General features: G+C 64.3%; 24 protein-coding genes. 13 read left to right on the forward strand and 11 right to left on the reverse strand.

The window, feature by feature from the left end; translation table 11 throughout:
* Positions 1-5 precede the first annotated feature (5 nt).
* The 5 genes from JQ631_RS24165 to JQ631_RS24185 all read right to left on the reverse strand — a co-directional run bounded on the left by JQ631_RS24165 (position 6) and on the right by JQ631_RS24185 (position 4,977).
* The gene (locus tag JQ631_RS24165) at positions 6-788 is read right to left on the reverse strand and encodes a helix-turn-helix transcriptional regulator (RefSeq protein ID WP_212330077.1); all 783 of its coding nucleotides are present in this window, start codon (positions 786-788) and stop codon (positions 6-8) included.
* A 117-nt stretch (positions 789-905) separates the two neighbouring features.
* Positions 906-1,265: a DUF2200 domain-containing protein gene (locus JQ631_RS24170; protein ID WP_212330079.1), complete on the reverse strand. Its 360-nt coding sequence runs from the start codon at positions 1,263-1,265 to the stop codon at positions 906-908.
* A 7-nt stretch (positions 1,266-1,272) separates the two neighbouring features.
* A complete protein-coding gene (locus tag JQ631_RS24175) occupies positions 1,273-2,478 on the reverse strand; it encodes an LLM class flavin-dependent oxidoreductase (RefSeq protein ID WP_212330081.1) in 1,206 nt (401 codons plus the stop codon).
* Positions 2,479-2,539: 61 nt separating this feature from the next.
* Complete coding sequence (locus tag JQ631_RS24180; protein ID WP_212330083.1) at positions 2,540-3,778, reverse strand: acyltransferase family protein; 1,239 nt, start codon at positions 3,776-3,778, stop codon at positions 2,540-2,542.
* A gap of 86 nt (positions 3,779-3,864) precedes the next feature.
* Positions 3,865-4,977: an AraC family transcriptional regulator gene (locus JQ631_RS24185; protein ID WP_212330085.1), complete on the reverse strand. Its 1,113-nt coding sequence runs from the start codon at positions 4,975-4,977 to the stop codon at positions 3,865-3,867.
* Positions 4,978-5,191: 214 nt separating this feature from the next.
* Here JQ631_RS24185 and napE point away from each other — a divergent pair, with 214 nt between their 5' ends.
* From napE to JQ631_RS24215, 6 genes are all read left to right on the forward strand, one after another.
* Entirely contained in the window at positions 5,192-5,377 is a 186-nt protein-coding gene (gene napE, locus JQ631_RS24190) for a periplasmic nitrate reductase, NapE protein (protein ID WP_027532529.1), read from the forward strand.
* Positions 5,378-5,402: 25 nt separating this feature from the next.
* The gene (locus JQ631_RS24195) at positions 5,403-5,747 is read left to right on the forward strand and encodes a chaperone NapD (protein WP_212330087.1); all 345 of its coding nucleotides are present in this window, start codon (positions 5,403-5,405) and stop codon (positions 5,745-5,747) included.
* 16 nt (positions 5,748-5,763) lie between these two features.
* A complete protein-coding gene (gene napA, locus JQ631_RS24200; protein WP_212330089.1) occupies positions 5,764-8,268 on the forward strand; it encodes a nitrate reductase catalytic subunit NapA in 2,505 nt (834 codons plus the stop codon).
* A 2-nt stretch (positions 8,269-8,270) separates the two neighbouring features.
* A complete protein-coding gene (locus tag JQ631_RS24205) occupies positions 8,271-8,741 on the forward strand; it encodes a nitrate reductase cytochrome c-type subunit (protein WP_212330091.1) in 471 nt (156 codons plus the stop codon).
* A complete protein-coding gene (locus tag JQ631_RS24210) occupies positions 8,738-9,379 on the forward strand; it encodes a NapC/NirT family cytochrome c (RefSeq protein ID WP_212330093.1) in 642 nt (213 codons plus the stop codon). The genes JQ631_RS24205 and JQ631_RS24210 overlap by 4 nt, the downstream gene beginning before the upstream one ends.
* 230 nt (positions 9,380-9,609) lie before the next feature.
* Complete coding sequence (locus JQ631_RS24215; protein ID WP_212330095.1) at positions 9,610-10,725, forward strand: ATP-dependent DNA helicase; 1,116 nt, start codon at positions 9,610-9,612, stop codon at positions 10,723-10,725.
* A gap of 181 nt (positions 10,726-10,906) precedes the next feature.
* Here JQ631_RS24215 and JQ631_RS24220 read toward each other — a convergent pair whose 3' ends face one another.
* Both JQ631_RS24220 and JQ631_RS24225 read right to left on the reverse strand, forming a co-directional pair.
* The gene (locus tag JQ631_RS24220; protein ID WP_212330097.1) at positions 10,907-12,598 is read right to left on the reverse strand and encodes a caspase family protein; all 1,692 of its coding nucleotides are present in this window, start codon (positions 12,596-12,598) and stop codon (positions 10,907-10,909) included.
* A gap of 126 nt (positions 12,599-12,724) precedes the next feature.
* Entirely contained in the window at positions 12,725-14,410 is a 1,686-nt protein-coding gene (locus tag JQ631_RS24225) for a caspase family protein (RefSeq protein WP_212331570.1), read from the reverse strand.
* A gap of 248 nt (positions 14,411-14,658) precedes the next feature.
* On the opposite strand from JQ631_RS24225, the gene msrA reads away from it, so the two are divergent.
* The 4 genes from msrA to JQ631_RS24245 all read left to right on the forward strand — a co-directional run bounded on the left by msrA (position 14,659) and on the right by JQ631_RS24245 (position 16,587).
* Positions 14,659-15,360 (forward strand): peptide-methionine (S)-S-oxide reductase MsrA, encoded by a 702-nt coding sequence (msrA, locus tag JQ631_RS24230; RefSeq protein WP_212330099.1) that lies wholly within the window; start codon positions 14,659-14,661, stop codon positions 15,358-15,360.
* Positions 15,361-15,390: 30 nt separating this feature from the next.
* A complete protein-coding gene (gene msrB, locus JQ631_RS24235) occupies positions 15,391-15,810 on the forward strand; it encodes a peptide-methionine (R)-S-oxide reductase MsrB (RefSeq protein WP_212330101.1) in 420 nt (139 codons plus the stop codon).
* 105 nt (positions 15,811-15,915) lie between these two features.
* On the forward strand, positions 15,916-16,080 hold the full coding sequence (locus JQ631_RS24240; protein ID WP_035731827.1) for a DUF3309 family protein: 165 nt from the start codon (positions 15,916-15,918) through the stop codon (positions 16,078-16,080).
* A gap of 213 nt (positions 16,081-16,293) precedes the next feature.
* Entirely contained in the window at positions 16,294-16,587 is a 294-nt protein-coding gene (locus tag JQ631_RS24245) for a hypothetical protein (protein WP_027532521.1), read from the forward strand.
* Positions 16,588-16,676: 89 nt separating this feature from the next.
* Here the strand turns inward: JQ631_RS24245 and JQ631_RS24250 are convergent, their stop codons facing one another.
* Both JQ631_RS24250 and JQ631_RS24255 read right to left on the reverse strand, forming a co-directional pair.
* Positions 16,677-17,219, reverse strand: a complete 543-nt coding sequence (locus JQ631_RS24250; RefSeq protein WP_212331572.1) for a DUF4112 domain-containing protein — start codon at positions 17,217-17,219, stop codon at positions 16,677-16,679.
* 61 nt (positions 17,220-17,280) lie between these two features.
* Positions 17,281-17,706 (reverse strand): DUF5413 family protein, encoded by a 426-nt coding sequence (locus JQ631_RS24255; RefSeq protein WP_212330109.1) that lies wholly within the window; start codon positions 17,704-17,706, stop codon positions 17,281-17,283.
* 142 nt (positions 17,707-17,848) lie between these two features.
* Here JQ631_RS24255 and JQ631_RS24260 point away from each other — a divergent pair, with 142 nt between their 5' ends.
* Entirely contained in the window at positions 17,849-18,094 is a 246-nt protein-coding gene (locus JQ631_RS24260; RefSeq protein WP_212330111.1) for a hypothetical protein, read from the forward strand.
* A 254-nt stretch (positions 18,095-18,348) separates the two neighbouring features.
* Positions 18,349-18,624 (forward strand): hypothetical protein, encoded by a 276-nt coding sequence (locus tag JQ631_RS24265; RefSeq protein WP_249160904.1) that lies wholly within the window; start codon positions 18,349-18,351, stop codon positions 18,622-18,624.
* A gap of 95 nt (positions 18,625-18,719) precedes the next feature.
* On the opposite strand, the gene JQ631_RS24270 is transcribed toward JQ631_RS24265, so the two are convergent.
* Together JQ631_RS24270 and JQ631_RS24275 are read right to left on the reverse strand one after the other, a co-directional pair.
* Positions 18,720-20,309, reverse strand: coding sequence for a hypothetical protein (locus JQ631_RS24270; RefSeq protein ID WP_212330115.1), 1,590 nt, complete (start codon positions 20,307-20,309; stop codon positions 18,720-18,722).
* A 37-nt stretch (positions 20,310-20,346) separates the two neighbouring features.
* Positions 20,347-21,639, reverse strand: a complete 1,293-nt coding sequence (locus JQ631_RS24275) for an adenylosuccinate synthase (protein WP_212330116.1) — start codon at positions 21,637-21,639, stop codon at positions 20,347-20,349.
* A gap of 384 nt (positions 21,640-22,023) precedes the next feature.
* Between JQ631_RS24275 and JQ631_RS24280 the strand changes: the two genes are divergently transcribed.
* Positions 22,024-22,959 (forward strand): DMT family transporter, encoded by a 936-nt coding sequence (locus tag JQ631_RS24280; RefSeq protein WP_212330118.1) that lies wholly within the window; start codon positions 22,024-22,026, stop codon positions 22,957-22,959.
* Positions 22,960-22,984: the final 25 nt, after the last annotated feature.

A 22,984-nucleotide genomic window follows, 5' to 3' on the forward strand; every position in this document is an offset into this window, starting at 1 on the left:
TGCCCTCAGTTCAGGGCATGCGGACCGGCCAGCAGGCCCAGCACGATTGCAAACAATTCGTTCTGCGAGGAAATGCCGAGCCGCTCGTAAGCGCGCTTGCGATAGGTCAGGGTCGAATGCAGGCTGATGCCGAGTGCTTGCGAGATCGCCTCGGAGCTGAAGCCGAGCAGGATGCGGCGGCAGACGTCCTGCTCGCGTGGTGTCAGCATGGAGAGCGGCGCGCGGGTCGCGAACAACGTGGCGAGGTTCTGGTCGGGCGTCGCCGCCTGCTGGAAGTGGCGTGCGACGCTGGCGCCGATCGCCGGCGCGATGGTCCGGAGCCGCGCGCGCTCGATATCACCAAAACGGCCCTGGGACGTGATGCGGTAGAAATTGACATAGAAGCAGGTGTCGCCGGTCCAGATCGCGGTGGCGCATTTGTCGACGATGTCGGAGTCGTTGAAGAAGATCTTTCGGTAGCGCGCGCCATACATGCGCGGCGCGAATGAGGGCAGCATGATCGGCGCACCGCCCTCGCCTTCGAACAGCGCGTCGCGGTTCGGATCGGATTCGTGGAACTGGCCGGCATAGGCGGCGCCGAGATCGCTGCCGGTCGGGATATTGCCGGCATCGAGCAGGCAGCTCGCCGCGCCCGCGCGGCTCAGGCCGAACACCATGCAATGGCCGACGCCGGCCTGCCGGCGCAAGGTGTCGATGAGGACATCAGGGAAGTCCGGCCGGCCGATCGCCAGTACCGTTCGTGTCACATCGCCGGCCGCCAGCTTCGGAGCCATCTCGTGGAGCCGCATCGTTTCCTCCCAGGCTCTTTTGCGGACAATTAGCAGCGATGGCGGTAGGGCGGAAGACGGATTTCGCCGGCACCCGTTGCGCAATGCCGCCGGGCCAAATGGACAGAGGGGCTCTGCTCAGGACTCCGCTTTTCGCAGGATCTTGTCCATCGTCTTTCCCTTGGCCAGCTCATCGATCAGCTTGTCGAGATAGCGGATCTCTCGCATCAGAGGTTCCTTGATCTCCTCGACCCGAACGCCGCAAACGACACCTTTGATCATGGCTCGCTGGGGATTGATCCGAGGCGCTTTCGCAAAGAAGGTTTCAAAGTCCGCCTGCTTTTTTAGTTGAGCTTCGAGCTCCTTCTGATCATAGCCTGTCAGCCAGGAGATCACCTGGTCGACCTCGGCTTTCGTCCGTCCCTTCTTCTCCGCCTTCGCAACATAAAGCGGGTAAACGCTGGCGAAGCTGGTTGTGTAGATCCGGTGTTTCGACACGAGCCCCCTACCCCGCCGCAGCCTTCGCCGGCGCGACGTTGATGGCGAGCTTGCCGTAGCGGTCCGTGAAGGCCTCGGTGTCGATCTCTTCCAGCTTGATGTCGCCGCTCATGACGCCCTGCTTCCAAGCGGCCTGATCAGGATCGTTCTGGAACTCCGGCATCACCTCGCGGCCGAACAGCTCCAGCGATTCGCAGATGTGCGCGTGGCTGTTCTTGCCGGCCTGGTTGAGCAGGATGACCTGGTCGATATGCGACGACTGGAACCGCTTCAGCTTCTTGCGGATCGTCTCGGGCGAGCCGATCAAGCCGCCGCGCAGTGCCGCTTCCTGGGCTTCCGGGTTGTCGCGCTTCCACTTGATATACTCGTCCCACATGTTGACGGTGTAGGGCGCCGGCCGCTGGCGGTTCTGCGAGGCACCGTAGAAGCGCAGCGCGAACTGGAAGAAGGTGGCGCCGTCGGCGCGCGCACGCGCCTCTTCGTCGGTCCTGGCGCACATGAAGAACGACACCAGCGCCATGTTCGGGTTGATCTGGTAGTCGGCGAGCTTGTGCAACCGCTTGGTCATGGCGTTGTAATAGGCGTGCACCCAGGCATGCGCGGCATCGGCGCTGACGAACTGGAAACCGAGCGCGCCAAAGCCGTGACGGCCGGCGCGCTCGATGGTCGGCAGTTGCGAGCAGGCCATCCACAGCGGCGGATGCGGCTTCTGCACCGGCTTCGGCACGACATTGCGCAAGGGGATGTCGAAATACTTGCCGTGGTGTTCGGCGCCTGCGTCCTTGAACATCGGGAAGATCGCCTGCACCGCTTCCTCGAAGACCTCCTTCTTGGTCTCCATGTCGCGGCCGAACGGCGTCAGCTCGGTGATCGACGCGCTCTCACCCATGCCGAATTCGCAGCGGCCGTTGGAGAGCAGATCGAGCACCGCGACGCGTTCGGCGACACGCGCCGGATGGTTCGTGGTGAGCTGGAGGATGCCGTGGCCGAGTCTGATATTCTTCGTGCGCTGGCTTGCGGCTGCGAGGAACGATTCCGGCGAAGGCGAGTGCGAATATTCCTCGAGGAAGTGATGCTCGACCACCCAGGCATGGTCATAGCCAAGCTTGTCGGCGAGCTCCATCTGCGAGAGCGCGTTCTGGTAAAGGGCGAGCTCGTCGCCGGCCACCCAGGGCCGCGGCAGTTGCAGCTCATAGAAGATGCCGAACTTCATGGCGCCGTCTCTCCCACGCTTATTTTTGTTGCGGGCATCTTAATGCGTGGGGCGGCGCTGTCTACGCAGTCGCAATTCCGCTGCGCGGGAGAACGCGCTTTTCGGCGCGGCGGCCGTTCAGGATCGCACCGATGAAGCTGAAGCGTACCAGCAGATGATAGCTCGCCAGCATCGGCGGAATCGCGACGATGAGAATGATCGCGAACTTGACCAGACCGGGCCAGTCGAGCTGCGACAGCGCGACCTGCAACGCCATCACGATCGGCAGATGGATGATGTAGAGCCAGTAAGACGCATCGGCGAGGTAGCGCCAGGTCGGGCTGAAGCCGGACATGAAGCGCAACGCGAGCCCCAGCGCGGCGAACGTCGTCATCCAAATCGCGGGCGCGTAAAGCATGGCGGAGGCGAGCCGGAGCGTGGCGAAGCTGTACGGCAATTTCGGCGCCCCCGGCGCGGAGAACATCACACCGGACAGCACGAAGCCGGTCCAGATCAGAACGACCGCCAGCACCAGATGCGGGAGCCAGCGCCGCTCGAGGATTCGCAGCAGATCGATCTGCCGATGCAACAGCCAGCCGGCACCAAAAGCTGTGCCGAAACAGATCCAGGCCTGCGCGTTGGTGATGAGCGATTGATCGGGCGTCCGCACCCCGATCACATTGACCCATCTCGGGTCGAGGCAGAACGCGATGCCGATCGGGATCGCCAGAATGAGCGGCGCCAGCGGATTGCGGATGACGCTCGCAAAGACGCGGTCAATGAGCATTCGCAACGTGCCTGACGCATCGAGCCAGACGATCGCGCCGCGCAGCAGCAGCATGGCGAGATAGAGCTCCAGCAGAACGTAGAGAAACCAGAGATGGGTCAGGCGGAAATTCGGCAGTGCCGGCAGCCAGCTGGAGCTCCATTGGAGCGAACCGCCATTCGGAAAGTGCGAGGCCCACGTGATCACCAGGGCGATGGGCACGAACACGAGCGGCCAGCAGACCACGAGCGGCAGGGCGATCCGCTGCAACCTGTCCTTGACGAAGCCTAAGCTGCCACGGCGATGAAAGCTCATGCGGGCGAAGAAACCGGCCATCAGGAAGAAGGTCGTCATCCGGAACACATGGATGGTGAAGGACAGCAGGCTCAGGATGAAGCTTGGATGCGTATCCTGGATGATCCAGAACCGGGGCGAGGCCAGCACGAACGACATGGCTGCGTGCAGGACGATGCCAAGCAGCAGCGCGATGCCTCTCAGCGCATCGAGGGCGTGAAGCCGTTCGGGTGCGGGAGTGACGGCGCTCGCATGGGACATCGACAGGCTCCCGCTGGCTGGACACGCTTTCTACCGCACAGTCTGCCCGATCGGGGCAAGTCTCTCTCGCCCGATCCAAAAATCGGCTAGCCGATTTCTCGACGCGGCTCGCCGATATCAGGTCGGCTCAGCGCCTCGCGCCGGAATTCGGTCGGGGTCACGCCGGTTTCCGCCTTGAAAGCCCGATTGAAAGGTCCGAGCGACTGGAAGCCGGCATCCATCGCGATGGTCAGGACGGGAACGTCCCGTTGTGTCACATCCGATAGCGCCAGCCTCGCATCTTCGATCCGGTAGCGGTTCAGGAACGCGTTGAAGTTCCGGTAGCCGAGCCCTTCGTTGATGGCCTGGCGCAGCCGGTGTTCGGGAACGTCGAGCTTCGCGGCGAGCGCCCCGATCGCAAGGCCTTCCTGCCGGTAGGTGCGCTCCACATTCATCAGATGGTCGAGACGCCGCAGCAGGATGGGATCGACGGCGATCCCGGGGGCGACGACGACCGGACCCGCGGGAGCGCGATCGGCCCCACGCGCGCCGCTGGATGCGATGGCCGCGGTCGCGTCATGGACCAACACGGTCGGCTGCATCGTCGCCAGCCCGGCGATCATGGCCACCACGAACAGGACGAGCGCGGTCGGCAGACTGCCGGACGCGCCGGGGACCGCGACGGGAATGGCCGCGAAGCCGGCACCCGCGACGACCGCAATGAGCCCGACATTGATGCCGAGCATCGCCAGCCGCAACCGGCGCCGCCGCGCGACCAGATCGGCACGCCAGGTCTTCACCGTCTGGATTGCGGCCGCGAGCGCCAGCGCCAGATTGACCAGAGCCAGGCCTCGACCGCCGGCCCCGGCCAAAGCGGGCCGGTACGCCCAGCCCAGCGTGAGCGCAAAGCCGAAGGCCGCGATGCCCAGCCACAGGGCGCCGTGCCATCGCCTCAGCACGAAATCGTCGTCGAACGCCGCGCGGGCCCACAGCCAGAACACGGCGGGCTGCGCGGACAGGATCGGCAACACCCACCACCATGACGATTTGGGAAAGGACGGGGCGGTCGCGATGGCGTAGAACACGCCGCCCGCGGACATCGCCATGCCCAGCAAAGCCTGCTGGCTGGTGGCACGACGCAGCAGCGCCACGAGAATGATCAGCAGGAACACGCCGCTCGCGGCACCGCGAAGCCCGAGATCGATGGCCGTCAGCCCCATCACAGCTTGCCGTCTCCACCAGGGAGCCCAACTCTCGCATCGCCTTCGCGTGTGCACAATCCAAAATTGCGCTGACGGTCGTGATGGCTGCGACGATCGCAACTTGATCGGTTGATCCAGATCAACGCATCAGCCGGTCTGATGCATCTAAATTGCAGCAAGGCAACGGCCCGGATGCCGTCCCGAGTCCCAGACCATTTCAGAGAGACCGAATATGTCGGCCCCTGACGACACGACCTCGCGCGTGCGCCGTAAGCGCATGGAGATTTTTGCGTTCCTGTTCCTGACCGCGGTCGTGATGCCCGTCCTCGCAGTCGGAACGGTCGGCTCTTACGGGCTCGGCGTCTGGATCTACCAGATGTTTGCAGGCCCCCCCGGCCCGCCGCCCTCCCCGCATTGATCCCCGAAAGCGAAAGACAGGCATCATGGCCCAAGGCCTCCCCAAGCAGGGCTTGCTCAACAAAGCCAAACTCAACCGCCGCACATTGATCACCGGCCGGGTGCTCAGCGCCGAACGGATCGTCTCGCCGCCAGGCTACGAGATCGCCAGCATCCTGGTACAGGCGCGCCCCGAACGCCTCGCCGAGCTGGAAGCCGAGATCATCGCGATTCCCGGCTGCGAGATCCACGGCCGCGACGTCAGAGGAAAACTCGTCGTCGTGACCGAAGCGCCTGATGCCGGCAGCCTCGGCACCATTCTCAACACCATCCAGTCGCTGCCGAACGTCTATTCCGCGGCGCTCGTCTTCCACGCCATCGAAACTGCCTGAGTCAGGAAGAGCCATCATGACATCGCCGAAGCTCGACCGCCGCCAGATGCTGAAGCTCGAGGCCGCCGCGATCGCGGCGGCTGCCGCTGGGCTCCCGGCGCCGGCGCTCGCCGCCAATCTCGTCGCCGAGCGCGACAACAGCGAACTGAAATGGGACAAGGCCCCCTGCCGCTTCTGCGGCACCGGCTGCTCGGTGATGGTCGCGACCAAGGACAACCGCGTCGTCGCCACCCACGGCGACATCAAGGCCGAGGTCAACCGCGGCCTCAACTGCGTCAAGGGCTACTTCCTCTCCAAGATCATGTACGGCCATGACCGCCTGACGCAGCCGATGCTGCGCAAGACGGATGGCAAGTACGACAAGAACGGCGAGTTCACGCCTGTGTCGTGGACCGAAGCCTTCGACATCATGGAAGTGAAGTGGAAGGAAGCCTTCAAGAAACGCGGCCCGAATGGCGTTGCCATGTTCGGCTCGGGACAATGGACGGTCTGGGAAGGCTATGCGGCGTCAAAGCTGTTCAAGGCCGGCTTCCGCACCAACAACATCGACCCCAATGCGCGGCACTGCATGGCCTCGGCCGTCGCCGGCATGATGCGCACCTTCGGCATGGACGAGCCCGCCGGCTGCTACGACGACATCGAGGCCACCGATGCCTTCGTGCTGTGGGGCTCCAACATGGCGGAGATGCATCCGATCCTGTGGACGCGCGTGGCCGACCGCCGGCTGTCGGCGCCGCATGTCCGCGTCGCCGTGCTCTCGACCTTCGAGCACCGCTCGTTCGACCTCGCCGACATTGGCATGGTGTTCACGCCGCAGACCGACCTCTACATCCTCAACGCCATCGCCAACCACATCATCAAGACCGGCCGGGTCAACAAGGATTTCGTTGCCGCACATACCATCTTCCGGCGCGGCCAGACCGACATCGGCTACGGCCTGCGGCCCGAGCATCCCCTGCAGAAGAAGGCGACGGGCGCGGCGAAAGCCAACGACTCCACCGACATGAGCTATGACGAGTACGTCAAATTCGTCTCGGACTACACGCTGGAGAAGGCCGCAAAGATGTCCGGCGTGCCGCTCAACCGGCTGGAGGCGCTGGCCGAGCTCTATGCCGATCCGAAGATCAAGGTGCTGTCGTTCTGGACCATGGGCTTCAACCAGCACACCCGCGGTGTCTGGGCCAACAACCTCGTCTACAACATCCATCTTCTCACCGGAAAAATCTCCTCACCCGGCAACAGCCCGTTCTCGCTGACCGGCCAGCCCTCGGCCTGCGGCACCGCGCGCGAGGTCGGCACCTTCTCGCATCGCCTGCCCGCCGACATGGTCGTCGTCAACAAGGCGCACCGCGACATTGCCGAGAAGATCTGGCAGCTGCCCGAAGGCACCATTCCCGACAAGAACGGCGCCCACGCCGTGCTGCAGAGCCGGATGCTGAAGGACGGCCTGATCAACGCCTATTGGGTGCAGGTGAACAACAATCTGCAGGCCGGTCCCAACATCAACGAGGAGACCTATCCGGGCTTCCGCAACCCCGACAATTTCATCGTCGTCTCCGACGCCTATCCGACGGTAACGGCGCTCGCCGCCGATTTGATCCTGCCGACCGCGATGTGGGTGGAGAAGGAGGGCGCCTACGGCAATGCCGAACGGCGCACGCAGTTCTGGCACCAGCTCGTCAACGCGCCCGGCGAGGCCAAGTCCGACCTCTGGCAGCTCATGGAGTTCTCGAAGCGCTTCAAGATCGAGGAGGTCTGGACCGAGGAGCTGATCGCCAAGAAGCCGGACGTTCGCGGCAAGACCCTGTTCGACGTGCTCTACAAGAACGGTCAGGTCGACAAATTCCCTGTTGACGAGATCGAGGAAGGCTACGCCAACGAGGAATCCAGGGCGTTCGGCTTCTACGTGCAGAAGGGCCTGTTCGAGGAATACGCCCAATTCGGTCGCGGCCATGGCCACGACCTTGCGCCGTTCGACACCTATCACCGCGAGCGCGGCCTGCGCTGGCCGGTCGTCAACGGCCAGGAAACCAAATGGCGTTTCCGCGAGGGCAGCGATCCCTACGTCAAGCAAGGCAACGACGTGAGTTTCTACGGCTACCCGGACGGCAAGGCGCGCATCTTCGCGCTGCCGTTCGAGCCGGCGGCGGAATCGCCCGACGGCGAATATCCGTTCTGGCTCTCGACCGGCCGCGTGCTGGAGCACTGGCATTCGGGCACCATGACGCGCCGCGTGCCCGAGCTCTACAAGGCGTTCCCCGAAGCGGTGGTCTTCGTGCATCCAGACGACGCGCAGGAGCTCAAGCTTCGCCGCGGCGACGAGGTGAAAGTGGTTTCGCGCCGCGGCTTCATCCGCGCCCGCGTCGAGACGCGCGGCCGCGACCGGCCGCCGAAGGGCCTCGTCTTCGTGCCGTGGTTCGACGAATCCAAGCTGATCAACAAGGTGACGCTCGACGCCACCGATCCGATTTCGCTGCAGACAGACTTCAAGAAATGCGCCGTGCGCATCGAGCGGGTGTGACCATGTTGAAGCGAACTGGAATTGTCCTGCTGGCGCTCGCGATAGCCGCGGGCACGGCGTCGCTGACCGCACAGACCGTGACCTCCGGCCTGCGCGGCCCGGCGCCGCTCAACGAGGAAGGCCCGGCGCCGCCGATGCTGCCGAACCGCAACAGCTCCGAGAGGGAGGCACGGAATTATCCGGAGCAGCCGCCGGTGATCCCGCACAATATCGACGGCTACCAGATCGACCTCAACAGCAACAAATGCCTGTCCTGCCATGCCCGCTCGCGCACGTCCGAATCGCAGGCGCCGATGGTCTCGATCACGCATTTCATGGACCGTGACGGCCAGTTCCTGGCCTCGATCTCGCCGCGCCGCTTCTTCTGCACGGAGTGCCACGTGCCGCAGAACACCGCTACGCCGCCCGTCAGCAACGACTTCACCGACATCGACACGCTGCTGTCGCGCACAAGCCCCGGTGGCCGACGATGACGACGACCGCCGACGATCCAAAAGCCAAGCGCGGCTTCATCGCCCGAACCTGGGATTTCGCACTTGAACTGTGGGGTGTGCTGTCACGTCCGAGCACGGTCTTCGCGCTCGGCACACTCGTGCTCGCAGGCTTCGCGGCCGGCGTGATCTTCTGGGGCGGCTTCAACACCGCGCTGGAACTGACCAACACCGAAAAGTTCTGCACCAGCTGCCACGAGATGAAGGACAACGTCTTCCAAGAGCTGAAATCGACCATCCACTTCACCAACCGCTCCGGCGTGCGCGCGACCTGCCCGGACTGCCACGTGCCGCACAACTGGACCGACAAGATCGCGCGCAAGATGCAGGCCTCGAAGGAAGTATGGGGCAAGATCTTTGGCACGATCGACACAAGGGAGAAGTTTCTGGATCACCGGCTCGAGCTCGCCGCGCATGAATGGGCGCGCTTCAAGGCCAATGACTCCCTGGAATGCCGCAACTGCCACAGCGCCGATTCCATGGACATCACCAAACAGTCGCCGCGGGCCTCGGTCGCGCATCAGCGCTTCCTGTTCACCGGCGAGAAGACCTGCATCGACTGCCACAAGGGCATCGCCCACCATCTGCCCGACATGCGCGGCGTTCCCGGCTGGCAGTAGTCAACGCTCCCACGGCGTCATGGCCGGGCTCGTCCGGGCCATCCACGTCTAGCCACGCGGCAGAAGGACGTGGATGCCCGGGACAAGCCTGCGCATAACGACCTCTTGCGATGGTCGCTTGTGAGTACCCCACAGGTAGTTTGCGGGACGACCGCGCTTGAACCGGCGGGGCGAATGGTTAGTTTTGGGGGATGGCGAATCGGTCGATTTCGCCCTTTCTCAAGACAGATATGACCAATTTCTCACCGCATCAGGATGCCGCGCTGAAAGCCGTCGGCGAATGGCTTAAGGCCAAGCCCGGCCGCAACGGCACGCCGCCGATTTTCCGCCTGTTCGGCTTTGCCGGCACCGGCAAGACCACGCTGGCGCGGCATATCGCCGAAGGCGTCGACGGCGAGGTCAAATTTGCCGCCTTCACCGGCAAGGCGGCGCTGGTCATGCGCAACAAGGGTTGCGACGAGGCCTCCACCATCCACTCGCTGATCTACCGCGCCCGCGAATCCGGCGAGGAGCAGCCGAGCTTTGAGCTGTGGGACGACGCGCCTGCCTCCAAGGCCAAGCTTATCGTGATCGACGAATGCTCGATGGTCGATGCCGAACTGGGGCGCGACCTGATGTCGTTCGACTGTCCGCTGCTGGTGCTGGGTGACCCCGCGCAGCTGCCGCCGATCCAGGGCGGCGGTTTCTTCACCAACACCGAGCCCGATGCGATGCTCACCGAAGTGCACCGCCAGGCCCAGGACGATCCGATCGTGCGGATGTCGATGGATGTCCGCGAGGGCCGCGAGCTCGACATCGGCCGCTACGGCGAGAGCGAGGTGGTGTCGCGGAAAGAACTCGATCCCGATCGCGTCATGGCCGCCGACCAGGTGCTGGTCGGCCGCAACAACACCCGACGCGCCTACAACATGCGGGTGCGCCAGCGCCAGAACATCGAGGACGTCTTCCCGGTCGCCGGCGACAAGCTGGTGTGCCTGCGCAACAACCGCAAGAAGGGCCTGTTCAACGGCGGCCTGTGGCGCGTGAAGTCGCGCAACGCCTCGCGCTCGAAATCGCGCATCCTCTCCATGAGGCTCTCGCCGGACGAGGATCTTGGGCACAAGGTGACGAAAGTCTCCGTACGCGCCGATTGCTTCGAGGGCGGCGTCGAGCAGATCGCCTGGGAGCAGCGCAAGCCCTATGACGAGTTCGATTACGGCTATGTGCTGACCGTGCACAAATCGCAGGGTTCGCAATGGGACGACGTCGTGCTGTTCGACGAGAGCTTTGCGTTTCAGGACAGCCGGGCGCGGTGGCTGTATACGGGGATTACGCGGGCGGCGAAAAGGTTGAGTATCGTGGTTTAGCGTCGTCCCGGCGAAGGCCGGGACCCATACCGCGTGATCTAACTTTTGCAGATAGTATCCATACCGTGGAAGATTTTATCACTGCGATCTTCGCCAAACTTCTCCCTGTGGTTATGGGTCCCGGCCTTCGCCGGGACGACACTGATTATGAGACGGCGCTGTTACAGCCCACGCTGGCCCCTCACTTCCCCGCCACGAAATAAAAATCCTCGCGGCCCGGCGGCGAGCCGTAGGTGAACGGCTGCTGCACGTGCTTGGTGGCGGACCAGACGTCGTCGCGGACGATGTCGAACAGCTTTCGGATCTCGACCTTTGGCACCTTGATCTCGCGGGCGAGCGCAGTGGAGAACGGGCTGTCGGCGCCGTTGTCGCCGTCGATCGCGGTCTCGCCGTGCTTGGCGGCGTAGACCACCATGAAGCCGGCGCCGGGCTCGATGTTGGAAAAGCCCTTGTCGACCAGCTTCAGCGACAGCGTGTGCTGCATGGTCGGCGCGAACGGATTGTCGCGGCAGGCATCCAGGATCACCAGGCGCACTTTTCTCGCAGCTCCCACCGCCGCGATCACCTGCTCCAGTGCGACGGCCTGGGTCTCGGCATCCCTGTCGGCGGCGAGCCTCGCGTCAACGGGAACGAGGTAGTTCACGCCGCCGATCTCGAAACCGTGGCCGGCGTAATAGACCAGCGCCCAGTCGGCCTTCTCCGCCTCGTCGGCGAACGTCTTCAGCGCATCGAAGAACTTGTCGCGGGTCAGGTCGTTGGCGGAGATGACGGTCTGGAAGCCGATATCGTGCAGCACACCCGCGATCAGTTTCGCGTCGCGCGGCGGATTGGGCAGTGCGTGGACGTTCTTGTAGGCGCCGTTGCCGATCACCAGCGCGACGCGGCGCCCACTGGGCGCGCCCCCAGGTGTCTGCGGCGTCAACGCGGCGAGCCGCTCCTGCGCGATGGCACGGGCGCGCGCGACGTCGAGTTCGTCGAATTTCGTCAGCGAATAGGCCGCGGAGCGGTAGTCGGCGCGCGCCTGGGCGAGATCGTGCTTGCGCTCGTAGATCTGGCCGCGGCCGGAATGGGCGCGGACATTGTTCGGGTTGAACTGCAACGAAATGTTGTAGTCCTTCAACGCGGCGTCGACGTCGCCTTTCATCATGTTGACGTCGGCGCGATTGTTGATCGCGAAAACGTTTTTCGGCTGCCTTTCGATCAAGCCGTTGCAGTCGGCGAAGGCCAGATCGTATTTTCCCATCAGGCCGTAGGTGATGCAGCGGTTGCCGGCGATCTGCTGCGCGGTCGGATCGATCTTCTCGGCCTCCGCAAAATCGGAGATCGCGCCGTCATAATCCTTCATCAGCGTGCGTACGCGGGCACGATTGGTCCATCCGAGCAGAAACTTCGGCGTGTACTTGATCGACAGGTTGAAATCGTCGAGTGCGCTCTGCAGCGCGCCACGTCGCAGTTGAATGGTCCCGCGGTTATTGTAGGCAAAGCCGAAAGTGGCGCGCTTCTGGATAGCGAGGTTGTAATCGGCCATCGCGAGATCGTCCTCGCCCTTGTGCTCGCGGGCGACGCCGCGCACGTTGATGGCGCCGACATTGTCCGGATCGGCCTCGACGGCAGAATTCAGCGCCTCGATCGCGCCGTCATAATCGCGCTTGCTGATCAGCGCGTTGCCGTGAATGACGAGCGCGAGCGACTTGTCCTTGCCGGTGACGCGGCCCGTGTTGAGCAGGTTCTCGCAGGCCGTGATCCGCGCCTGGGTCTCGGCCTGGCGGTCACGGCAGGTGGCGAGGTCGTCGCCGGCTTGCGGCTCGGCCGCCGCTGCGATCGCGACGCCCGAGAGGAGTATGACCAGGGTCAGGCAAACGACGCGCAGCATGTTGTCAGATCCCACCATTGCGCCGGCTCGACCGTCGACCGCCCGGCTTCACCGGCTATATGCCCGGACCGGGATCGGATGGACAGCCCGTTGAAAGCCCGCAGCTAACACAGCCCTGCAATTCCGTCACTTCCCCGCCACGAAGTAGAAGTCTTCGCTTCCCGGCGGCGAACCGTAGGTGAACGGCTGTTGGGTATGCCTGGTCGCGGACCAGACATCGTCCCGGACGATGTCGAACAGCTTTCTGATCTCGATATGGGGTTGCTGCACCTCGTGGGCGAGCGCGAGCGCAAACGGGCTGTCGGAGCCGTCGCCGTCCATCGCGGTCTCGCCGTGCTTGGCGGCGTACACCACCATGAAGCCGATGCCGGGCTCGATGTTCGAAAAACCCTTGTCGACCAGCTTGAGCGACAGCGTTTGCTGCATGGTCGGCTTGAAAGGATTGTCGCGACAGGCGTCGAGGATCACCAGGCGCAGCTTGTGCGCGCCTCCGACCGCGGCGACGACCTGCTCGAGCGCGACGGCTTCCCGCTCGGCGTCCTTGTCGACCGCAAGCCTGGCGTCAACAGGCACGAGGTAGTTCACGCCGCCGATCTCGAAACCGTGGCCTGCATAGTAGACGACGGCCCAATCCGCCTTCTCCGCTTCCGCGGCAAAGGCGTGCAACGTCGCGAAGAACTGGTCGCGGCTCAAATCGTTCGACACCGTCACCGTCTGGAAGCCGACATCGCGGAGCGCAGCTGCGATCAGCTTGGAATCGCGTGGCGGATTGCTGAGCGCGTGAACGTTGCGGTAGGCGCCGTTGCCGATCACCAGCGCCACGCGGCGAAGCGTGGTGCTGACGGCCGGCGATTTCGGCTCGAGCACGGCAAGGCGGGACTTTGCGCTGGCGCGCGCCAGCGTGGTCTCGATTTCGTCGAACGGCGTAAGCGCAAAGGCGGCCGCGCGGTAATCGGCGCGCGCCTGGGCCAGATCCTGCTTGCGCTCGAACACCTGGCCGCGGCCGGCATGGGCGCGGACATTGTTCGGGAAGAGCTGGAGGATGACGTTGTAGTCGTTCAGAGCGGCATCCAGATCGCCCTTGGCAAGGTAGGCGTCGCCGCGATTGAGGAGGACAAACTGGTTCTTCGGCTGCTTTTCCAGAACGCCGTTGCAATCGGCGAGCGCTTCGTCGAAGCGCCCCATCGCCGTAAAGGTCACGCAACGATAGCTGGCGATCTGCGGCGCATTCGGGTCGATCCTGGCCGCGTCGGCGAAGTCCGAGAGCGCGCCGTCATAGTCCTTCATCATCGTGCGCACGCGGGCGCGATTGGTCCATCCGAGCAGGAATTTCGGCGTGTACCTGACCGCCGCGTTGTAGTCATCCAGCGCGCTTTGCCACGCGCCTTTGCGTATATACAGCAAGCCGCGGTCGTTGTAGGCGCCACCGTAATTGGGGCGCTTCTGGAGCGCGAGATCATAGGCGGCCATCGCAAGATCGTCCTGACCCTTGCGCCAATAGACCTGGGCCTGGCCGTCGATGGCGATGACGTTGTCGGGATCGGCATCGCGTGCCGCGGAAAAGTCCTGGAAGGCATGATCGAAATCAGCCTTGCTCAACCGCGAGAAGCCTCGCGAGATCAGCGCGACGGCCTTGTCCTTGCCGGTGACGCGATTGGCATCGAGCAGGCTTTCGCAAGCCTTCAGCCGCGCCGGGCCATTCGCCTGCCGATCGAGGCAGGTTGCGAGGTCGTCGCCGAGTTGGGGATCGGCAGCCGCCATCGTCGCAAAGGACGACACGATGAAACCGGTCAGGACGAGGCCACGCCACATGTTGAAGGGGAAGCTCCAGCGCCACATTTGGTAAGTCGATGGTCGGAACAAGGGGTTCATTCAAGCCGGATTTCGCGGGCCGCGCCAACCCCATTCCCCAGGCCCTGCCTTTTTCACGGACTCGTGTCGCGCCGGCCGTAACAATCGCCCCGCCCGTCCGTATCTGAAGTGTCTGAAAACGCCGGGCAGGCTGTTCGCCCGCCCTCAACCGCCCTAAACTGTCAGGCCTTCCGAAAGAGGATCCGCCCATGCGCCGCTCCGTCCTGTCCCTGCTCGCCGCCACCGCCGCCTTGTCGCTGGGCTTTGCCGCACCGACCCGGGCCGCGGAAGACGCCGTCGTGATCCCCGCTCCCGCAATGGACGCAGCCCCCGCGAGCGGCATCCAGACCGCGGTGGTCGCCGGCGGCTGCTTCTGGGGCGTACAGGGTGTGTTCCAGCACACGGCCGGCGTCGTCAACGCCGTCTCCGGCTATGCCGGCGGCAACAAGGCGACCGCCGACTACCAGACCGTCTCGACCGGCCGCACCGGCCATGCCGAGTCGGTCGAGATCAAGTTCGACCCGAAGAAGATCTCCTACGGCAAGATCCTCCAGATCTACTTCTCGGTCGCGCACGACCCGACCCAGCTCAACCGCCAGGGACCGGACACCGGCACGCAATATCGCTCGGCGATCTTCACCACCACCGACGAGCAGAAGAAGGTCGCGGAGGCCTATATCGCCCAGCTCGACGGCGCCAAGGTGTTCGGCAAGCCGATCGTGACCAAGGTCGGCGCGCTGGAGGCGTTCTATCCGGCGGAGGGCTACCACCAGGATTATCTGACGCTGCACCCGAACCAGCCCTACATCGCCTATAACGACATCCCCAAGGTCGAGAACCTGAAAAAGCTGTTCGCGGATAACTACATTGAGAAGCCGACGCTGGTGAGTGCCAGCAAGGCCACCAACTGATCCAGAGATCACCAAAGAAACGGGAGACCCATGCCCGACGCCAAGACGAAACCCACCGACGACAAGGTCATCAAGAGCGAAGAGCAGTGGCGGAGCGAATTGACGCCGATGCAGTACGCGGTGCTGCGCGAGAAGGCGACCGAGCGTCCCTTCTCCGGCGAATATGAGCATGACCATCGTGCCGGCACCTATGTCTGCGCCGGCTGCGGCAATGTGCTGTTCGAGTCCGACGCCAAGTTCGATTCCGGCTGCGGCTGGCCGAGCTTCACCGCGCCTGCGGTCGACAGCCATATCGACGAGGAACGGGACACGACGCACGGCATGATCCGCACCGAGGTGCTCTGCTCCAAATGCAGCGGCCATCTCGGCCATGTCTTCCCCGACGGACCAGGGCCGACCGGGCTGCGCTATTGCATCAACTCGGCATCCCTCAAGCTCGAGCCGAAATAAGATTGCGCGCCGCCGGGTTCCCCGATGGAACCCAGCGGCGCGATGTGCTTTTCTTCTGTGGCGGCAGCCGTTGAGCGCAATCCGGCGGCCGTCAGGGAGGATGCCATGACACTCGGGACCATCCTGATCATCCTGGTGATCATCTATCTCTTGGGCGGCTGGTCCGGTCGGATCGGCGGCTATGGCTACGGCATGGGCCATTCCGGCATGGGGATCGGCGGCGTCGTTCTCGTGGTGCTGCTCGTCCTGCTGCTGCTTGGCAAACTGTAAACCATCCAAGTCATTGAAATTTATTGGTTTATGTCCTCAGCGGGGCTGCTATGCGTGGATTCATCATCTCCCATCGCAGGGGTCGCATTTCTGTCAAAACGGCCTATATTGGAGGACGAAAATGCGAAGAGCGTCGGGCCCACCGATCGTGGCCCCCGCCTTGCCAAACCCCACGCGCTTAAAGCCCCAGACAAGATCACGAGGTCTTTGACCATGCGTCCACTGCGTCCGTTCAACTTCAACACCTCCGCCGAACTCTTCCCCGCCGCCATCCGCAAGAAGAAGCGCGCGGGCTTCACCTACCGCCGGTTCGGCACCGCGGCCGAAGCCGTGCAGTTCGCGATGGAGCAGTTGCCGACGGATTCGCTGAATGGCGCGTATCTCCAGGTCGAGGAAGCCCGTTTCGACCAGAACGGCATCCGCTCTCTCTATGAGAGCGAGGCCTTCCCGCTGCCGCGCCACCGCAAGCCGGAACCGGTCGCCGAGACCGACGCCGACGCGGCGTAAATTTTACTGAAGCCTCCGATGGGCACGGAAAGCGCGATAGCCGAAAGGCTGTCGCGCTTTTTGCGTTTGCGCGTTTCCCAGGGCGAGATTCAGATCCGCGGCTGCTTGTCGAGCCAGCGGCGCAACAGGCGCACGTTACGCATGTTGGCGCGGAACATGACGTCGAAGGCGTCGCCGACGAACGGCACGATGCCGACCACGCCGTCGACCGCGACATTGCCGAGCATGCGCGCGGTGATGTACCAGGGCGCGCCGAGTGCGCGGGCCTCCCGCACAAGCCAGAGCGAGATCGCGGTGGTGATGATGTCGCCGATCACAGGGATGAGGCCGATCAGGCCATCGATGCCGTAGCGGATGTTGGTGCCGGGCAGGATGAAGGCGACGTCGAGCAATTTTGCGATCGCCTCGAGCCGCGCAATGCGCTGCTCCCGCGTCAGATTGCCGAACGGATTGCCTTGCCCGAATTCGAAGCGAAATTCCTGAAACCCCTGCTCCAGGGTTTCAGGACGGATCTCCTGGCCATCCTGGTCGATGATCGGCCCGCGCGCCGCGCGGCCGGAGAAATCGGCATGCGAATGCGCCCCGGAGCGGGACTTGCGCGGCGTGAGAATGTCGTCATCGGGCATGGTCATGGCCATTGGGCAACGCAGGGACGAAGCAGAGGTTGCTGCGCCGCGGCTTGAGGTCGCGCGCTCAGCTCGCCGCCGCGACCGGCTGTGGCTCCTCGGCATAGTGATGCACGAGCCACGATGACAGCACCGCCGGCACGAAGCCAACCATGCCATACAGGATGAACTGAATCGTGCCGGAATCCGCCCCCCGCGAGCTGTAGGTGAACGCGGCGAGGATGAAGGCAAACGCGCCGACCAGCAGCATCCGCAGCGCCGGCCGGATCCGCCTGACATGGATCAGGATGTCGTCGACCGCGCCGATCATCAGCGAGGGCAGGAAGCCGAACAGATAGCTGTATTGCAGCGTCTTGAAGAATACGACGAACAACTTGCCGACTTCCTCGAGACCGGTCTGCGTCCAGTAGCCCGACTGGTAGGTCGTCGTCAGCAGAAGCAGAAACCCGCCCACGAACGGACCAACGAGCGCAAACACCAGATAGCGTTTCATCAAGAACTCCTCGTACGCCGAGAGCTTTATAGCAGCGCGGCGGGAACCTTGAACAGCGGTTACGATCTCCCGGAGGGGAACAAGTGGCAAGGCGATGAGTTCAAACAGGACTGAAATTGACCTGTCAGATTTGGAGCCGCCGATGTCTCGTAAACTGTTCTTGCTGGCGACGATCACCCTGACGGCCCTCGGCGGCCTGTCGAACGCACCCGTCTTTGCGCAGGGCCATATGGGCACGGCGCAGGAACAGAACGCGTGCTCGCGCGACGCCTCGCGGCTGTGCCGCAAGGAGCTCGGCAATGACGGTGCGGTGCAGGGCTGCCTGCAAGCCCACCGCGCCAAGCTGTCGCGATCCTGCAGCAAGGTGTTCGAGAGTCACGGCATGTGAGCTTGCGCCGACTTGTTGCGTGACGGTCGCGCAACATCTGCGAATTCCTTCGCGTCTCCCATTGAAGCTTCGCGACTTTCGCGCATACTCGAATCGGGCGGCGCAGCACTTTTCGATTCGAACATCAGGAAATCGAGCGACCACATGCGGGATTGAGTTCCCGGCGTGAAGGCTGTGACATGCGGCAGATCAAGCCGCGTGCGGCGCCCCAAAACCAAGTGGTTCAAACCACGGAACTCGGGGACGCATTCTTCATGACACGCTACCAGACCATCGCTTCGCTCGTCGCAATCTCCGCCACCGCTTTCACCCTCCAGACATCGCCCGGCCTCGCCTTCTCATCCGAAGCGCAGCAGATGTGCTCGGGCGATGCGATGCGGCTGTGCTCCGATGAAATCCCCGATATCCCGCGCATCAGGGCCTGCATGGTGCGGAAGAAGGCGCAGGTCAGCCCGGGCTGCCGCGCCGTGATGGACCGCGAAGCGGCTGCCGCCGCAGCCTCGCGCAAACGGGAAGCGGCCGCGCAATAGCGCTGACCATCCACCACCCGCTCCAAGGCACAAACAACGTGGATGCCCGGGACAAGCCCGGGCATAACGATCTCTCTCGGTGAAAAGGAAGAGCCCTACTCGCCCCACTGCGCGAAGGCGTCGTTGAAGGCGCGCTCGCCGGGAGCGCCCTTCTCGATGGCGATGATGGCGCGGCGCTGGTTGGCGTAGACCAGCGGCACGTCGAACCAGGAGCGCTCCTTCAGGAGCTGGATGTTGCGGCTGCGATCGGCGTCGACATTGGAGAGACCGACCAGGAAGAAGCCGTCGGTGACCTTGACGGCGAGCCCCGCGAGCGGCGTGCCGCGCGCCTGCTCGTTCGACTTCATCAGGATGCCCGGCACGTTGGAGACGCTTCCGCCCGGAAAGTCCGGCGGCAGGATGAAGGTCAGCTCGGCCGTATGGCTCGCCGGCAGCGACGAGTCGGTGTTGCGGCGGAACGACATCGTCATCTTGAACTTGCGATCGGGAATCTCGATCTCGGCGCGCACCGCGACGTCGGCCTTCTGGTTGCCCGACGCCTTGATCGGCTCGAGCCGCCACACCACCGAGCCGACATATTGCTTGCCCTTCGGGTCGGACGGATCCTCGTCATAGAGCACGACCTTCTGCGCCACCGGCGCGACGGGCTGGTCGCTCGCCGAGGGTTGCCCGACGCGATCCGGAATCTTGGGCTTGCTCTGCGGCTGCGACGTATCCTTCGGCGCCTCCACCACCTGGGTGGGCGAGGGCTTGAGCATGTTGGTCGCGATCTGGACCAGCTGCTTGCCCCAGAGGATGCCGGCGCCGACCAGGATCAGCACGATGCCGATGGCAATCGCGCTCTTGAACGGGAACGCCGAACCGGTGCGCCTGGGCTTCTTGGCACCGCGATCGGCTGCGATGCGCGGACGCGGCGACGGCGGCTGCGGCGTGTAGCGCTCGGCCTCCTCGATCGACTCGTCATAGGAATAGGGCGCGTCGGGTTCGGCGACGCGGTTTTCCAGGCTCGGCTCGAGCCGGTCGAATTCCGGCGAGGGCGACGGCACATTGGCGTAGGTGCGGCGCGCGGCGCGATTGGCCTGCGCGGCGGCGCCGCCGAGATCATTGACGTCGGCGGTGATGTCGCGGAAGCCGCGCACGCCCGGTGCCGGCGGCAATGGCGGCGGCGGTCCGCCTTCCTGCGGGCGGCGCTGCGGAGAGCGATCGCGCGCGGCCGGCGGCTCCGGCTGGCGCGGCGCATCGAAACGCGGGGCGCGCGGCGGACGCGGGGCATCGCCCTGGTCGTCGCCGCCGACCGGCGGGCGGTCGTTGCGCGGCGGCGGGGCAGCGGGACGGGCGCGCGGCGGCGCGGCCGGCTGAGGCGATGCGGACGGGTTATTTTCGGTGGCACGGGCGCTGGCCCTGCGGAACGCTTCGCCGCTGCCGCCGCCACTACGCGCGCCGCCGCCGGGGCGCGAGGCCTCGCGGGCGCGCTGGGCGGCCTCCGATTCGACCTTGCGGACGGCCTCTTCCAGCGACAGCCGCTCGCGGGTGATCTCGGACTCCGAGAGCGGCGGTTGCACGCTGCGCAGTTGCGCGATCAGGGCGGTGCGCGCCCGTTCATAGAGCGCGCGCCGGCTTTCGCCGGGAGCGTTGGGGTCCAGGGCGGCAATAGCGCGGGCGATCAGCGGATAGTAATCAGCCATTTCTACTCAACTATACCCGCGTCCTGGTAAGAGATCGTTAAGCCTCAAACGGGTTTTGCACCAGGATAGTATCCTCGCGTTCGGGGCTGGTGGAAAGCAGCGCAACCGGGCACCCCACCAGTTCCTCGATCCGGCGGACATATTTGATGGCCTGGGCCGGCAGGTCGGCCCACGACCGCGCGTTGGCGGTCGGCTCCTTCCAGCCTTCGATGGTCTCCCAGATCGGCTCGACCCGGGCCTGGGCGCCCTCGCCGGCCGGCAGATGGTCGATCTCCTTGCCGTCGAGCTTGTAGCCGACGCAGACCTCGATCGAATCGAAGCCATCGAGAATGTCGAGCTTGGTCAGCGCCAGCCCGTTGATGCCGCAGGTCCGCACGGTCTGGCGGACCAGGACGGCGTCGAACCAGCCGCAGCGGCGCTTGCGCCCGGTGTTGACCCCGAACTCGCGGCCACGACGGCCGATCTCCTCGCCGATCTCGTTGGTGAGCTCGGTCGGGAACGGTCCCTGGCCGACGCGGGTCGTGTAGGCCTTGCAGATGCCGAGCACGTAGCCGACCCCGTTCGGACCGAGGCCCGTTCCGGTCGCGGCCTGCGCCGCCACCGTGTTGGACGACGTGACGTAAGGGTAGGTGCCGTGGTCGACGTCGAGCAGCGCGCCCTGCGCGCCTTCGAACAGGATGCGCTTGCCGGCACGCCGCTCGATGTCGAGCAAACGCCACACGGTCTCGGCGTAAGGCAGCAGCTGCGGCGCCAGCGCGCTCAGCTCCTTCAGGATCGCGTTGCCGTCGAACTCCGGCAAATTGAGACCGCGACGCAGCGCGTTGTGATGCGCAAGGAGCCGGTCGATCTTGTGCGGGAGCGTGTCGAGATCGGCGAGGTCCATCAGCCGGATCGCGCGACGACCGACCTTGTCCTCATAGGCAGGTCCGATACCGCGGCGCGTCGTTCCGATCGCCGTCGCCGAGTTGGATGATTCGCGCAGCGCATCGAGCTCGCGGTGCAGTGGCAGGATCAGGGTGACGTTCTCCGCGACGCGCAGATTGTCCGGACTGACCGCCACGCCCTGGCTACGCAGCTTGGTGACCTCGTCGATGAAGGCCTGCGGATCGAACACGACGCCGTTGCCGATCACCGACAGTTTGGACGGGCGCAGCACGCCGGAAGGCAGCAGCGCGAGCTTGTAGGTCGCGCCGTTGATGACCAGCGTATGGCCCGCGTTATGGCCGCCCTGGAAGCGCGCGACGATGTCCGCCTGCTCCGACAACCAGTCGACGATCTTGCCCTTTCCTTCGTCGCCCCATTGGGCGCCGACGACGACAACATTGGCCATTCGCGGGTAATCCTTCGAGGAAATTAGATGCGCCCCAGCCCAATTCCCGGCTTGGAGCCGTTCCTATGCGGGGCAGCCAACCGGATAAAGGAAGCAGCCTCTCTAGGCAAGCAAGAACGGGGCTTTTTGAGGACCCAATGCCTGATCCAAGCCCTTGATATCCCCTGAAAATCCGGAAATCTTTCCAGGCCACGCGCAGACCCCGACCAAAGCGCTAGGCACAGCGCCGGCCGCCGCATGGTCGCGATGCGCCCGCCCCCGTTGATACAGCCTCGATTTCCGTGTCTTTGAACGGTGCCGGGTCTTGACCGGCCCGCACAAGGCTGGGCCGGAGGCCTTGGCGTTCTTCTCGGCGCACTCCATCGCGGGGCCATAACAATCACAATGTCCGCCACCGGCCAGACCACGAGCGCCGAAACATCCGGCCAGCACTGGATTGCCAACCAGCCCTATCTCCTGCTCAGCATCACCGCGCTGTGCTGGGCCGGCAACGCGGTCGTGGGGCGCCTTGCCGCCGGCCACATTCCGCCGGTGACGCTGTCCTTCCTGCGCTGGACCTTCGCCTTCCTGCTGGTGCTGCCGTTCGCCTGGAAGCATCTCGTCCAGGACTGGCCTGCGATCCGCGCAAAGCTCGGCCTGATGATCGTGCTGTCGGTCACCGGCATCGGCGCCTTCAACACCCTGCAATATTGGGCGCTGGAGCATACCCAGGCGCTCAACACCCTGCTGTTGCAGTCGGCCGCACCGCTCGTCGTCGCGCTATGGTCGCTCGTCATTCTCGGCATCCGCCTCACCGCGGCGCAGGCCTTCGGCGTGGCTCTATCGATGTGCGGCGTGCTGATCATCCTGCTGCATGGCGATATCACCACGCTGTCGAACATCGCCTTCAACAAGGGCGATTTGATCTTCATCGTCGCGCTGATCATCTTCGCGCTCTATTCGGTGCTGACTTTGAAGCGGCCGCCGATCCACGGCCTGTCGTTCCTCGCCTTCACCTTCGGCGCGGGTGCGGCCTGTCTCATTCCGCTCGAGATCTGGGAGATCTCGGCGCGTCCCGTCATGAAGCTCGATGGACCGAACCTTCTGACACTGTTTTATGTCTCGGTGTTTCCATCGACGCTCGCCTATCTCTGCTTCAACCGTGGCGTCCGGCTGATCGGCGCCAACCGTGCCGCACCGTTCTTCCACGTCGTACCGGTGTTCGGCTCGATCATGGCGATGGTCTTCCTGGGCGAGAACCCGCAGGCCTTCCACTTCATCGGCTTCGCGCTGGTGTTGTCGGGCGTATTCGTGGCGTCACGGAAGCAGACCGCGGGCTGAGCCGTAGAATTGGTGCGCAGCACGG

The sequence above is a fragment of the Bradyrhizobium manausense genome (assembly GCF_018131105.1).
GTDB classification, from domain to species: domain Bacteria; phylum Pseudomonadota; class Alphaproteobacteria; order Rhizobiales; family Xanthobacteraceae; genus Bradyrhizobium; species Bradyrhizobium manausense_B.

What these genes read in the sequence shown, in the direction of transcription:
- msrA (WP_212330099.1), top strand. Translation starts at nt 14,659, where the DNA reads ATGCGCCGCTCCGTCCTGTCCCTGCTCGCCGCCACCGCCGCCTTGTCG.
- JQ631_RS24195 (WP_212330087.1), top strand. Translation starts at nt 5,403, where the DNA reads ATGGCCCAAGGCCTCCCCAAGCAGGGCTTGCTCAACAAAGCCAAACTC.
- JQ631_RS24255 (WP_212330109.1), bottom strand. Translation starts at nt 17,706, where the DNA reads ATGAAACGCTATCTGGTGTTTGCGCTCGTTGGTCCGTTCGTGGGCGGG.
- napA (WP_212330089.1), top strand. Translation starts at nt 5,764, where the DNA reads ATGACATCGCCGAAGCTCGACCGCCGCCAGATGCTGAAGCTCGAGGCC.
- JQ631_RS24180 (WP_212330083.1), bottom strand. Translation starts at nt 3,778, where the DNA reads ATGTCCCATGCGAGCGCCGTCACTCCCGCACCCGAACGGCTTCACGCC.
- JQ631_RS24220 (WP_212330097.1), bottom strand. Translation starts at nt 12,598, where the DNA reads ATGCTGCGCGTCGTTTGCCTGACCCTGGTCATACTCCTCTCGGGCGTC.
- JQ631_RS24240 (WP_035731827.1), top strand. Translation starts at nt 15,916, where the DNA reads ATGACACTCGGGACCATCCTGATCATCCTGGTGATCATCTATCTCTTG.
- JQ631_RS24185 (WP_212330085.1), bottom strand. Translation starts at nt 4,977, where the DNA reads ATGGGGCTGACGGCCATCGATCTCGGGCTTCGCGGTGCCGCGAGCGGC.
- JQ631_RS24275 (WP_212330116.1), bottom strand. Translation starts at nt 21,639, where the DNA reads ATGGCCAATGTTGTCGTCGTCGGCGCCCAATGGGGCGACGAAGGAAAG.
- JQ631_RS24215 (WP_212330095.1), top strand. Translation starts at nt 9,610, where the DNA reads ATGACCAATTTCTCACCGCATCAGGATGCCGCGCTGAAAGCCGTCGGC.
- JQ631_RS24175 (WP_212330081.1), bottom strand. Translation starts at nt 2,478, where the DNA reads ATGAAGTTCGGCATCTTCTATGAGCTGCAACTGCCGCGGCCCTGGGTG.
- JQ631_RS24165 (WP_212330077.1), bottom strand. Translation starts at nt 788, where the DNA reads ATGCGGCTCCACGAGATGGCTCCGAAGCTGGCGGCCGGCGATGTGACA.
- msrB (WP_212330101.1), top strand. Translation starts at nt 15,391, where the DNA reads ATGCCCGACGCCAAGACGAAACCCACCGACGACAAGGTCATCAAGAGC.
- JQ631_RS24205 (WP_212330091.1), top strand. Translation starts at nt 8,271, where the DNA reads ATGTTGAAGCGAACTGGAATTGTCCTGCTGGCGCTCGCGATAGCCGCG.
- JQ631_RS24280 (WP_212330118.1), top strand. Translation starts at nt 22,024, where the DNA reads ATGTCCGCCACCGGCCAGACCACGAGCGCCGAAACATCCGGCCAGCAC.
- JQ631_RS24250 (WP_212331572.1), bottom strand. Translation starts at nt 17,219, where the DNA reads ATGACCATGCCCGATGACGACATTCTCACGCCGCGCAAGTCCCGCTCC.
- JQ631_RS24210 (WP_212330093.1), top strand. Translation starts at nt 8,738, where the DNA reads ATGACGACGACCGCCGACGATCCAAAAGCCAAGCGCGGCTTCATCGCC.
- JQ631_RS24225 (WP_212331570.1), bottom strand. Translation starts at nt 14,410, where the DNA reads ATGTGGCGTGGCCTCGTCCTGACCGGTTTCATCGTGTCGTCCTTTGCG.
- JQ631_RS24260 (WP_212330111.1), top strand. Translation starts at nt 17,849, where the DNA reads ATGTCTCGTAAACTGTTCTTGCTGGCGACGATCACCCTGACGGCCCTC.
- JQ631_RS24245 (WP_027532521.1), top strand. Translation starts at nt 16,294, where the DNA reads ATGCGTCCACTGCGTCCGTTCAACTTCAACACCTCCGCCGAACTCTTC.
- JQ631_RS24265 (WP_249160904.1), top strand. Translation starts at nt 18,349, where the DNA reads ATGACACGCTACCAGACCATCGCTTCGCTCGTCGCAATCTCCGCCACC.
- JQ631_RS24270 (WP_212330115.1), bottom strand. Translation starts at nt 20,309, where the DNA reads ATGGCTGATTACTATCCGCTGATCGCCCGCGCTATTGCCGCCCTGGAC.
- napE (WP_027532529.1), top strand. Translation starts at nt 5,192, where the DNA reads ATGTCGGCCCCTGACGACACGACCTCGCGCGTGCGCCGTAAGCGCATG.